The organism is Streptomyces tibetensis, from assembly GCF_007655005.1.
Classification (GTDB): domain Bacteria; phylum Actinomycetota; class Actinomycetes; order Streptomycetales; family Streptomycetaceae; genus Streptomyces; species Streptomyces tibetensis.
In genome coordinates, this window is record NZ_SZVW01000071.1 from 1 (window position 1) to 404 (window position 404).

At 30.4% G+C, this 404-nt stretch carries 1 protein-coding gene; it reads right to left on the minus strand.

The features are described from left to right. Nucleotides 1-319: protein rep (locus tag FDO69_RS40970; protein ID WP_138430338.1), on the minus strand; the 319-nt coding region annotated here is incomplete at its 3' end. Nucleotides 320-404 lie beyond the last annotated feature (85 nt).

The following is a 404-nucleotide window of genomic DNA, read 5'->3' on the forward strand; positions in this document are numbered from 1 at the left end:
AAAATAAAAATCTTGATTTTGGATATCGTTTATAAAAAACATCTAGAATTGAACTCAATTCATAACTATTTTTCATAGCGTAACGCCAAGCACACAATGGACATAGTCGACTCTTACAAAACCATGTTTGATAAAGTTTTAAGCCATCTTCACTCTTTGTAAAAGTCAAAAGATTGCCACATTTTTTTACTCTAAAAGCCTTTTTTATTTCCAGAATCTGTAAATATTCAGCATAGGTTAAATTAGCTAATTTCTTTTCTTTCCAAGGTCTAACCTTGCCATTTTTTGCCTTATCTACTAAAATTTCATCACCAAACATGAGAAGTACTTCCTTTCCTTACTCATGCTGTCAGAGTTTCAAAGCATTATAACAACAATTATTGACTATTCTACCTAACATCTCT